This window comes from Nocardia aurantia (assembly GCF_009604425.1).
GTDB lineage: Bacteria > Actinomycetota > Actinomycetes > Mycobacteriales > Mycobacteriaceae > Nocardia > Nocardia aurantia.
Window position 1 is genome coordinate 1 of record NZ_WEGI01000031.1, and the last position, 13,274, is coordinate 13,274.

At 70.8% G+C, this 13,274-nt stretch carries 1 protein-coding gene; it reads right to left on the minus strand.

The annotated features are described in order from the left end of the window. Positions 1 to 13,274, minus strand: a 13,274-nt coding sequence (locus tag NRB56_RS37915) for a non-ribosomal peptide synthetase (protein WP_153349208.1), incomplete at both ends; no start/stop codon positions are given.

Here is a 13,274-nt window from a genome sequence, read left to right on the forward strand (position 1 = left end):
CCCCGACAACCGGATCGCCACCGGAATATTGTTCACCGCCGACCCGGTATCGAACTGATTCAAAAACCACATCCGAGACTGCGCCAACGACAACGGCACCCGATCCGGACGCGGACCCGCCACCAACGCCGGACGGCCACCGGCACCGGCGTGTTCCTCGACCTTGGCGGCCAGTCCGGCCACCGTCGACGCCTCGAACACCGTGCGCACCGGGACCCGCGCGTCCAGGGCCGCGCCGATGCGGGCGGCGACCTGCGTGGCGAGCAGCGAGTTGCCGCCGAGGGCGAAGAAGTCGTCGTCGGCGCCGACGCGCTCGGCCCCGAGCACCTCGGCGAACACCGACGCGACCACTTCCTCGATCGGCGTGGACGCCGCGCGGAACGCGGTGACCTCGAACTCCGGGGCCGGCAACGCCTTTCGGTCCAACTTGCCGTTGGCATTGAGCGGCAGTGCTTCCAGCACCACGAACGCCGAGGGCACCATGTACGACGGCAGCGTCGACGCCAGCGCCGACTTCACCACCGCGACATCGACTTCCGCGTCACCGGGCACCAGGTAGGCCACCAGGCGATCGCCGGTGCGCGCGTCCGACACCGCCAGCACGGCCGCCTGCGCGACCTCCGGCAGCGCCAGCAGCGCGGCCTCGATCTCGCCGAGCTCGATCCGGAAACCACGGATCTTCACCTGGAAATCGGTACGGCCCCGATACTCCAGCTCACCGGCGGCATTCCACGCCACCAGGTCACCGGTGCGATACATCCGGGCACCCGGGGTGAACGGGTCGGCGACGAACCGATCCGCGCTCAGGTCGGGGCGGCCGAAGTAGCCGCGCGCCAGCTGCGCACCGGCGAGATACAGCTCACCGGAGACGCCGTCGGCCACCGGATGCAGTCGCGCGTCGAGCACGTAGGCCCGCGAATTCCATTCCGGCGCACCGATCGACACCGAGACACTGTCAGCCTCCGACACCCGATGGCTGGTGATCGACACCGCCGCCTCGGTCGGACCGTACAGGTTGAACAACTCCGCGGTGTTACCGCGCCGGAACCGCTGCGCCGTCGCCGCCGGCAACGCCTCACCGATCGCCAGCACCCGGCGCAACGAATCACTCAGCACGCCATTCGATTCCGTCAGCAACGCGTCCAGCATCGACGGAACCACATGCAGCGTGGTCACCCGCGCCGACCGCATCAGTTCGTTCAGATAGCCGGGATCGCGATGGCCGTCGGCCTCCGCGATCACCAGCCGGCCGCCGGACACGGCCGCCGACCAGAACTCCCAGACCGACAGGTCGAAGGTCGCCGCGGTCTTCAGCAGCACCGCGTCCTCGGCGCCGAGGCCGAATTCGGCGGTCTTCCACAGCAACTGGTTGACGACGGCCGCGTGCGGCACCGCCACGCCCTTCGGCCGGCCCGTCGAACCGGACGTGAAGATCACATACGCGGTGTTCGCCGGATGCAGGGATTCGGGGCGGTCCGCATCGGTGATCGGATCGCCCGGCACGCCGGCCACGTCGATCCGGTCGATCTCGATGATCGCGCGATCCGGGGCAGCGGCGAACGCGGTCGCCGCATTCGTCAGCACACACACCGGGTCGGCGGTCTCGAGGATGTACGCCACGCGCTCGGCGGCCTGATCGGGATCCACCGGCACATAGGCACCACCGGCGGCCGACACCGCGTACATCGCGACCACCAGGTCCACCGAGCGCCGGATGGCCAAGGCCACCCGTGACTCCGGTCCGACGCCGAACGAGATCAGATGCCGCGCGAGGCGGTTGACCCGATCACCGAGTTCGGCATAGGTGATCTCCGTGCCGTCCGGGCCGACCAGCGCCACGGCGCCGGGCCGCTGCGCCACGGTCGCGGCCAGCAGGGCGGCCAGCGTCGTCCGGCTCGCGTCGACCGGCAGATCGTGCCCGGTCGCGTTGCGCGCCACCAGCGCTCGATCCCGCTCGGCGGCATCGAGCAGGTCGTAGTCGCCGACCGGCACGGCCGGCGCGGCCACGATCGCGTCGAGCAGGCGGCCGAAGCGATCCACGAAGCTCTGCACCGTGTTTCGATCGAACAGATCGGTGGCGTAGGTGAAGAAGCCGCTGATGCCCTCGGGCCGCCCGGTGTCGCCGTAGCGGTCGGTCGCGATCAGGTGCAGATCGAATTGCGAGATGTGCGTGTCGAAGTCGACGCCGGACACCTGCAGGCCGGGCAGCTCGAGATCGGTGCGGGCCAGGTTCTGGAACGACAGGCCCACCTGGAACAGCGGATGCCGGGCCGTCGACCGCACCGGATTCAGCGCCTCCACCAGGCGCTCGAACGGCACGTCCGCGTTGGCGAACGCCGCGATATCTATCTCGCGCTGGCGCGCCAGCAGGTCGGTGAACGACTCGCCGGCGTCCACCTCGGTCCGGAAGACCAGGGTGTTGACGAACATACCGATCAGGTCGTCGAGCGCGGCCTCACCACGACCGGCCATCGGGGTGCCGATCGCGATGTCGTCGGTGCCCGACAACCGGGACAGCAGCACGGCCAGCGCGGTGTGCATCACCATGAACAGCGTGGCACCCTCGCCGCGCGCCAATTCGACCAGCGCCCGGTGCGTTTCGCCACTCACCTGGAGTTCGACCCGGCCACCGGCGAACGACTGCACCGGCGGGCGCGGCCGATCCGACGGCAGGTCCAGCTGATCCGGCAGGCCGGCCAGCGCCTGCCGCCAGTAGGCGACCTGTTTGGCGGCCACCGAGCCCGGATCCTGTTCGTCGCCGAGCAGTTCGCGCTGCCAGATGCTGTAGTCCGCGTACTGGATCGGCAGCGGCGGCCACGCGGGCGCGGCGCCGGTCGCGCGGGCCGCGTACGCGGACACCAGATCCCGGGTCAGCGGGCCCATCGAGGAGCCGTCGCCGGAGATGTGGTGCACCACCATGGCGAGCACGAATTCGGCCGCGGTTCCGGCGATCCGGTAGAGCGCCACCCGCATCGGCACCTCGGCGGTGACGTCGAAGGCCGTGTTGGTCAGATCGACGATCGCGGCCTCGACGCCCTCGACCGGCACCGTGCGGATCTCGACGGCCGGGACCGCGTCCGCGACCGGCAGGATGACCTGTACCGGACCGCCGTCGGTCTGCGGGTACACCGTCCGCAGGATCTCGTGCCGCGCCACCACATCCCGCACCGCCGCCTGCAACGCCGGTACGTCCAGCGCGCCGGACAGCCGCACGGCGACCGGCACGTTGTAGGCCGCGGAGGTCGAATCGTGTTCCCCGGCGGCGAACCGGTTGAGGAACCACATCCGCTGTTGCGCCAGCGACAGCGGAATCCGTTCGGGCCGTGGTCCGGCCGTGAGCGCCTTCCGTCCGCCCGCGCCCGCGTGCTGCTCGACGCGGGTCGCCAGCGCGGCCACGGTGGACGCCTCGAACAGCAGGCGCACCGGCACCCGCGCGTTCAGCGCCTCGCCGAGCCGGGCCGCGACCTGCGTCGCGAGCAGTGAATTGCCGCCCCAGGCGAAGAAGTCGTCGTCGAGGCCGATGGTGCCGGGCTGGATGCGCAGCACGTCGGCGAAGCTCTCGGCGACGATCTGTTCGATCGGGGTGGCCGGCGCCCGGAAGACCGCCTTCTCGAAGGTGGGTTGCGGCAACGCCTTCCGGTCCAGCTTGCCGTTCATGTTGAGCGGCAGCGCGTCCAGTTCGAGGAAGGCCGAGGGCACCATGTAGGACGGCAGTTCCGCCGTCAGCGCCGTCTGCAACGTGGTGGTGTCGAGCTGCTCCGGGTCGCCCACGACGTAGGCGACGAGGCGGTCGCCGAGGTGCGGATCGGTGTGCGCCACTACCGCGGTCGCGGTGACGTGCGGCTGCCGCAGCAGCGCGGCCTCGATCTCGCCGAGCTCGATCCGGAAACCACGGATCTTCACCTGGAAGTCGGTACGACCCCGATACTCCAGCTCACCGGCGGCATTCCACGCCACCAGGTCACCGGTGCGATACATCCGCGCACCGGCGGTACCGAACGGGTTGGCCACGAAGCGATCCGCGGTCAGGTCCGCTCGGCCGAAGTAGCCGCGCGCCAGCTGCGCACCCGCGAGATACAGCTCACCCGAGACACCCACCGGCACCGGCCGCAGCCGGGCGTCGAGCACATACGCCTGCGAATTCCATTCCGGCGCACCGATGGACACCGACACCGTATCGGCATCGGACACCCGGTGACTGGTGATCGACACCGCCGCTTCGGTGGGACCGTACAGGTTGAACAACTCGGCGGCGTTGCCACGGCGGAACCGCTGCGCGGTCGCCGCGGGCAACGCCTCACCGATCGCCAGCACCCGCCGCAGCGAATCACTCAGCGCGCCGTTCGATTCCGTCAGCAACGCGTCCAGCATCGACGGAACCACATGCAGCGTCGTGACTTCCGCGGACCGCATCAACCGGTTCAGATACGCCGGATCCCGATGCCCGTCGGCGGCGGCGACGACCACCCGGCCGCCGGACGCCGCGCCGGTCCAGAACTCCCAGACCGAGAGATCGAACGACGCCGCGGTCTTCAGCAGCACCGCGTCACCGGCGCCCAGGCCGAATTCGGCGGTCTTCCACAGCAACTGGTTGACGACAGCCGCGTGCGGCACCGCCACACCCTTCGGCCGGCCCGTCGAACCGGACGTGAAGATCACATACGCGGTGTTGCCGGGGCCGAACGGATCGAACAGTTCGTCCGCCTCGATCGGCGCGTCGTCGTAGCGGGACAGGTTCAGCTCGTCGACCCGGATCGCGCGGTTCACCACGGCCTCGGCCGCCGACGTGCTGAGCACGCAGGCCGGGGCGGCGGTGCGCAGGATGTACTGGATCCGGTCGGCGGGCTGGGACGGGTCGACAGGCACATAGGCCGCACCCGTCTTCGCGACCGCGTACATGGCCACGATCAGGTCCACCGAGCGCGGCATCGCCAGCGCCACCCGGTCCTCGAGCCCGACCCCGAGATCGAGCAGGTACCGGGCCAGGCGGTTCACCCGCGCGTCCAGCTCCGCGTAGGTCAGGATCTCCTGCGGCGCACCGGAACCCGATTCGTCGGCGGCGACCGCGATCACGTCCGGATGTGCGGCCACGGTCGCGTCCAGCAGCGCGGCCAGGGTCGCGTCCGCGGTGGGGAGCGGGTGTTCGGTCGCGTTCCAGGACAGCAGGATTCGCGCGTTCTCCGCCGCGTCGAGCAGGTCGATGTCACCGACCCGGACACCGGCGTCCGCGACGACCGCGTCCAGTACCCGCACGAACCGGTCCGCGAAGCCCTGCACCGTCGCCTCGTCGAACAGGTCGACGGCGTAACCGAATTCGGTGACGATCTCGGCCGGGGCGCCGTTGTCGGTGTAGCGGTCGTACAGGGTGACGTGCAGATCCGTCTTCGCCAGCTGCGAGTCGAAGTTCACGGCGCTGACCGTCAGCCCGGGCAGCCGGAACACGGTCTCCGCGAGGTTCTGGAACGACAGGCCGACCTGGAACAGCGGATTGCGCGCGGTGGACCGCACCGGGTTGAGCACCTCCACCAGGCGCTCGAACGGCACGTCCGCGTTGGCGAACGCCTCGAGGTCGCGCTCGCGCACCTCCGCCAGCATGTCGGCGAAGGTGGCGTTGCCGTCCACCGCGGTGCGGAACACCAGGGTGTTGACGAACATGCCGATCAGGTCGTCGAGTTCGCGCTCACCGCGACCCGCGATCGGGGTGCCGACGGCGATGTCGCCGGTCCCGGACAGCCGGGCCAGCAGCACGGCCAGTGCCGCGTGCACCACCATGAACAGCGACGCGTTGTTGGCGCGGGCCAGCGCGTGCAGGGCGGCGTGCCGCTGCGGATCGATCTCGAAGCGGATCGCCTTGCCCTGGAACGACTGTGCCGGGGGACGCGGCCGGTCCGTCGGCAGCTCCAGCTGGTCCGGCAGGCCGTCGAGGGCGGTCTTCCAGTAGGCGACCTGGTGTGCGGCAACCGATTCCGGATCGTCCTCGGTACCGAGCACGGCGCGCTGCCACAGCGCGTAGTCCGCGTACTGCAACGGCAGCGGCTGCCACTGCGGCGCCTCGCCCTGGACGCGAGCCGCGTAAGCGGCCATCACGTCCCGGGCCAGCGGACCCATCGAGGAGCCGTCGGCGGACACGTGGTGCACCGTGAAGGCGAGGACATGCTCGTCCGCGGTGCCGCCCACCCGGAACAGCGCTACCGCGAGCGGCACCTCGACGGTGACGTCGAAGGTGGTGAGCGCGAATCCGATGATCCGGTCGAGCAATTCGGTCTCGGCGACCTCGACCGGCGCCAGCGTCGGCGTGACCTCGGCGGCGGACAGGATCACCTGATGCGGGCCGTCCGCGGACCGCGGGTAGACCGTCCGCAGCACCTCGTGCCGGGACACCACGTCGCCGATGGCCCGTTCCAGCGCGGCGACGTCCAGCGCGCCGGACAGCCGCACGGCCAGCGGGATGTTGTCCACCGCGGAGGTGGTGGTGTCGAACTGGTTGAGGAACCAGTACCGCTGCTGGGCCGGCGACAACGGAACCTGTTGCGGCCGTTCGCCCGCCACCAGCGGCGGCCGATGCCGGCCGGTGCCGACGCCGGATTCCACCCGGGCCGCCAGCGCCGCCACCGACGACGCCTCGAACAGATCGCGCACGGCGAGCTGCACATCGAGGGCCGCACCGAGGCGGGCGGTGACCTGGGTGGCGATCAGCGAGTTGCCGCCCAGTTCGAAGAAGTCGTCGTCCAGGCCGACGCGCGCGACACCCAGGACGTCACCGAAGGTTCCGGCGACGATCTCCTCGATCGGCGTGGACGGCGCCCGGAAGACCTTGGCCTCGAACACCGGCGCGGGCAGCGCACGGCGGTCGAGCTTGCCGGACGCGTTGAGCGGGAAGGCATCCAGCACCACGAACGCCGACGGCACCATGTAGGCGGGCAGCGCGTCGGCCAGTTCGGCGCGCACCCGGTCCGGATCGATCGGGCTCGCCGGAACGAGGTAGCCGACCAGCTGGTCGCCGAGCCGGTCGTCGGACCGGACCACCACGACCGCCTGCGCGACGGCGCCGAGGGCGGTGAGCGCGGATTCGATCTCGCCGAGCTCGATCCGCAGACCGCGCAGCTTCACCTGGAAGTCGGTGCGGCCCAGGTATTCGACCTCGCCTGCCGGGGTCCACTTCACCAGGTCGCCGGTGCGGTACATCCGCTCACCGGCGCCGTGCGGGTCGGCCACGAACCGGTCCGCGGTCAGGTCCGCGCGCGACACGTAGCCGCGGGCCAGCTGGATGCCCGCGAGATACAGCTCACCCGGGACGCCCGGCGGCACCGGCCGCAACCGCGAATCCAGCACGTACACACGGGTGTTGAACACCGGGCGGCCGATCGGCACCGACGCGGTGTCGGCCTCGGTCACCTCGTGATAGGTGACGTCGACGGCGGCCTCGGTGGGGCCGTACAGGTTGTGCAGTCCGGCGCCGGTCAATTCGACCAGGCGGCGGGCCGCGGTGGCGGGCAGCGCCTCACCGGAGGCGAAGACCCGGTACAGCGAGAGATCCCGCGCGGCAGCATCTCCGGCGGCATCCAGGGCGGCGACGAACACCGACAGCATCGACGGCACGAAATGCGCGGTGGTGATCTGCTCGGCGGCGATGATCTCCAGCAGGTACGCCGGATCCCGGTGCCCGTCGGGCTTGGCGACCACCAGGCGCGCGCCGACCTGCAACGGCCAGAAGAACTCCCACACCGAGACGTCGAAGGTCGCCGGTGTCTTCTGCAGAACCGTGTCGGACTCGTCCAGGTCGTACTCGTCCTGCATCCACACCAGGCGGTTCACGATCGCCCGGTGCGTGATCACCACACCCTTCGGGCGGCCGGTCGAGCCGGAGGTGAAGATCATGTAGGCGGCATTCGAATCACGCAGCGGCGCAAGCCGATCCGCGTCCGACACCGGCTCGTCCGAATATCCCGACAGGTCGAGTTCGTCGATGCGCACCGCACCGGCCGGAACGGTGTCCGCGTCGGCGGTGGTGGTCAGCACGCAGATCGGCTCGGCCGTCTCCAGCACGTACTGGGTCCGCTCGGCCGGATGATCCGGATCCAGCGGCACGTACACGCCACCGGCGACGCTCACCGCGTACATGCCGAGCACCAGCTCGATCGAGCGCCGCATCCCCAGCGCCACCGGCACATCCGGGCCGACACCCAGCGAGATCAGGTGCCGGGCCAGCCGGTTCACCCGTCCGGCGAACTCCTCGTACGACAGACTCGTCCCCGCGAAGGTCAGCGCGATCGCGTCCGGGGTGCGGGCCACCTGCGTGGCGAACATCGACGGCAGCGTCAGCGCGCGGGTGCCGGCCGCCTTGCCGAGCACCAGCCGGTCGACGTCGTAGGCCGTCGCGTTCCAGTTGGCGAGCACCAGGCGGCGCTCGTCGGCGTCGAGCAGGTCGATGTCGCCGACGACGACGGCCGGATCGGCGGCCACCGCGGCCAGCACCCGCACCAGCCGGTGCGCGAAGGCCGCCACTGTGCGGGCGTCGAACATGTCGGTGGCATAGGCGAATTCGGCGTCCATGCCCAGCACGGCCCCGTCGGGGGCGAAGCGCTCGGTCAGGTTCAGGTGCAGATCGAACTTCGCGGTGACCACGTCCAGCGGCACCGCGGCCACCTCGAGGCCCGGCAGTTCGAAGGACGCCTCGCCGGTGTTCTGGAACGACAGCATCACCTGGAACAGCGGATGCCGCGCCTGCGACCGCGCCGGATTCAGGATCTCCACCAGCCGCTCGAACGGCAGATCCGCCTGCCCGAAGGCGGCCAGATCGGTGTCCTTCGTCCGCGCCAGGAGTGCTTCGAAGGTATCGGCCGCCGGCACCTCGGTGCGCAGCACCAGGGTGTTGACGAACATGCCGATGGCGTCGTCGAGTACGGCCTCACCGCGACCCGCGACGGCGGTGCCGACGGCGATGTCGTCGGCACCGGTCAACCGGGCCAGCAGCGCCGCGAACGCCGCGTGCACCACCATGAACAGGCTCGCGCCGTGCGCGCGGGCCACCCCGTGCGCCGCCCGCACCAGCTCCGCGTCGACCGAGAACTGGTGCACGCCACCACGGTTGGAGGCGACGGCCGGACGCGGCCGGTCGGCCGGCAGATCCAGCTGATCGGGCAGTCCGGCCAGCGACCGGGACCAGTAGGCGACCTGCCCGGCGATCAGCGACTGCTCGTCGTCCTCGGAGCCCAGCGTCTCCCGTTGCCACAGCGCGTAATCCGCGTACTGCACCGGCAGCGGCGCCCAGCCCGGCGCCTCGCCGTGCGAGCGCGCCGCGTAGGCGATCATCACGTCCCGGGCCAGCGGCCGCATCGACCAGCCGTCACCGGAGATGTGGTGCACCACCACGACCAGCACGTGTTCCGGCACCGGTCCGTCGGCCCGGAAGAGGCCGACCCGCACCGGCACCTCGGCGGTGACGTCGAAGCCGCCCAGCACCAGTTCGCCGATCCGGTCCGGCAGTTCGGCCTCGGTCACCGTGATCGGTTGCAGCGCGGGATATTCCGTACCGGCGGGCAGGACCACCTGAACGCCCTGGCCGTCGGCGGTCTCCGGGTACACCGTGCGCAGCACCTCGTGCCGGTCGATGACGTCCGCGACCGCCTGCCGGAGCGCGTCCACGTCGAGATCGCCGCGCAGTCGCACCGCCAACGGAAGGTTATAGGCGGCGCTCGCTGTGCTGGTCGAGGTCGCTCCGCTCCCGGCATCGAACCGATTCAGGAACCACATCCGCTGCTGCGCCAGCGACAACGGAATCTGTTCCGGCCGTGGGCCGGCCACCAGCGCGCGGCGGCCACCGGTCCCGGCGTGGCTCTCCAGCCGGGCCGCCAGCAGGCCGACCGCCGGGGCCTCGAACAGCAGGCGGACCGGCACCCGGGTGTCCAGCGCGGCGCCGAGCCGCGCCGTCACCTGGGTCGCGATCAGCGAGTTGCCGCCCAGATCGAAGAAGTCGTCGTCGAGCCCGACCGGCCGCAGCGCGGCGGTATCCGCCCGCGCCGCCGCCAGGCCCAGGACCTCGGCGAACACCGACGCCACCAGTTCCTCGATCGGCGAAGTGGGAGCGCGGAATTCCCGCGACTCGAACTGCGGATCGGGCAACGCGCGGCGGTCCAGCTTGCCGTTCGCGTTGAGCGGCAACGCATCCAGCACCACGATCGCCGCGGGCACCATGTAGGACGGCAGCCGGTCCACGAGCCGCGCGCGCAGCGCGTCCACGTCCACGTCCTCGCCGACCACATAGCCGACCAGCCGATCACCCGTGCGCTCGTCGGAGCGCACCACCGCGACCGCCTGCGAGACGGAAGTGTCCGAGGTGAGCGCGGATTCGATCTCGCCGAGCTCGATCCGCAGTCCGCGCAACTTCACCTGGAAGTCGGTGCGGCCCAGATAGACGATCGCGCCGTCGGCGGACCGGCGCACCAGGTCGCCGGTGCGGTACATCCGGGACCCGATCTCGCCGAACGGATTCGCCACGAAGCGGTCCGAGGTCAGGTCGGGGCGGCCGACATAGCCGCGCGCCACCTGATCGCCCGCGAGATACAGCTCGCCCGCGACACCCGGCGGCACCGGGTGCAGCCGCGAATCCAACACGTACGCCTGGGCATTCCACACCGGCAGCCCGATCGGCACCGCGCCGCGCACGTCGGGCACGACGGGCGCGTGCGTGGCGTGCACGGTGAACTCGGTGGGGCCGTACAGGTTGTACAGCGCCGCGTCCCCGATCCGGCGGAACGCCGCGACGGTATCGCCGGTGAACGCCTCACCGGCGATCAGCAGCGCGCGCAGCGACGAGATCGCCGCCCGATCGGCAGCCGCGGCGAGCCGCGAATCGGATACCCGCTCCCCGACGGCGCCGGCGAACACGGTCAGCATCGACGGCACGAACGAGGTCATCGTCACCTGCTCGGCGGCGATCACGTCGGCCAGGTACTGCGGATCGCGATGCCCGTCGGGGCTCGCCACGACCATCCGGCCACCGACCGCCAAGGGCCCGAACAATTCCCACACCGACACGTCGAAGGTGGCGGGCGTCTTGAACAGCACCACGTCCCGCTCGTCGATGCCGTATTCGCCGGTGATCCAGCGGATCTGGTTCACGACGGCCGCATGGGGCACCGCCACGCCCTTGGGACGGCCGGTGGAGCCGGAGGTGAAGATCACGTACGCCGGATGCGACGGCCGCAGTGTGCCGTGTCGTTCCGCGTCGGTCAGCGGCGTATCCGAGTAGGCCGACAGGTCCAGTTCGTCGACGTTCAGCGTCGGCGCCTCGGACGCGAAACCGTCTCGGGTGGTGGTCAATACGCACACCGGCCGCGCGGTCGCCAGCACGTATCCGATGCGCTCGGTGGGCTGGTCGAGGTCCAGCGGGACGTAGCCGCCACCGGCCGCGTGCACCGCGTAGGCTGCGACAACGAGGTCCATCGACCGTCGCATGCCCAGTGCGACCAGGCTTTCCGGCCGCACCCCGGCCTCCACCAGGCGCCGCGCCAGCCGGTGCACCTGGCCCGCGAACTCGGCGTAGGTCAGGGTCTGCCCGGCCTCGCGGTCCACGATCGCGACGGCGTCCGGGGTGACCCGCGCCTGCGCGGTGAACAACTCGGGCAGCGTTGCGGCCGCACCGATCTCGCGCCGGGTGTCGTTCCACACCCGCAGTTCCTGCAGCGCCTCGGTGGCGTCCAGCAGCGGGAAGTCGCCGATCGGCCGATCCGGGGTGGACACGATGGCCTTCAGCAGCCGCTGGAACCGGCGCGCGAACCGCGCGATCGTCTCCGGATCGAAAAGATCGGTGGCGTAGATGAATTCGGCGACCATGCCGCCCGGGGCGGGGGTGCCGTTGCCGCTCGCGGACGCGACCTGCGACTGTTCCGTCAGTACCAGCTGCAGGTCGAATTTCGCCGTGTCGATCGGCAGGTCGACCCCGCTGACCGTGAGCCCCGGCAACTCGAGCGAGTTCTGCCCGGTGTTCTGGAACGACAGCATCACCTGGAACAGCGGATGCCGCGCCTGCGACCGCGCCGGATTCAGGATCTCCACCAGCCGCTCGAACGGCAGATCGGAGTGCCCGAATGCGGCGATGTCGGCCGCCCGCACCGATTCCAGCAGGTCACCGAAGCCGACGCCGCCGTCCACCTCGGTGCGCAGCACCAGGGTGTTGACGAACATGCCGATCAGGTCGTCGAGCGCCCGCTCACCGCGGCCGGCCACCGGGGTGCCGATCGCGATGTCGGTCTCCCCGGACAGTCGCGACAGCAGCAGCGCCAGCGCGGCGTGGGCCGCCATGAACAGGGTCGCGCCGCGCGCGCGGGCCAATTCGGCCAGCCGGACGTGCACATCGGGGTCGATGCGGAAGGTGTGGGTCGCGCCACGACCGGACGCGACCGCGGGGCGCGACCGGTCGGCGGGCAGATCCAGCTGCTCCGGCAGCCCGCGCAGCGAATCGCGCCAGAACGAGATCTGTTGCGCGATGACCGATTCCGGGTCGGCCTCGTTACCCAGGACCTCGCGCTGCCACAGCGCGAAGTCGGCGTACTGCACCGGCAGGGGCTGCCAGGCCGGCTCGCCGCCGTCGACACGAGCGCCGTACGCGGCCATCACGTCCCGGGTCAGCGGGCCCATCGAGAACCCGTCGGCCGAGATGTGGTGCACCACCAGGGCGAGGATGTGCTCGGTGGGGCTGACCTCGAACAGCCGCGCGCGGAACGGCACCTCCGCGGTCACGTCGAAGGCGGTCAGCACCAGCTCCGAAAGCCGTTGCGGCAGTTCGTCCTCCGTGACCTCGACCGGGGTCAGGTCCGGGATGACCCGGCCGGTGGGCACGATCTGCTGGTAGGCCGCGCCGTCGGACTCCGGGTAGTGGGTCCGCAGCGATTCGTGACGGGCCAGGACGTCCGCGACCGCGATCTGCAGTGCCTGCCGGTCCAGCAGCCCCGAGAGCCGCACGGCCGCAGGGATGTTGTCGACCGCCGACTCCGGATCGAACCGGTTGAGGAACCACATGCGTTGCTGCGCCAGCGACAACGGCACCCGATCGGGCCGCTGCCGTGGCTCCAGTGGTGTGCGGTTGCCGGTGTCGGTGCGGGTTTCGGTGCGGGCGGCGAGGGCGGCGACGGTGGGGGCGTCGAACAGGTCGCGGACGCCGACGCGGGTGTGCAGGGCCGCGGACAGGCGGGCGGCGACCTGGGTGGCGATGAGGGAGTTGCCGCCGAGGGCGAAGAAGTCGTCGTCGAGTCCGACGCGGTCGGCGCCGAGGA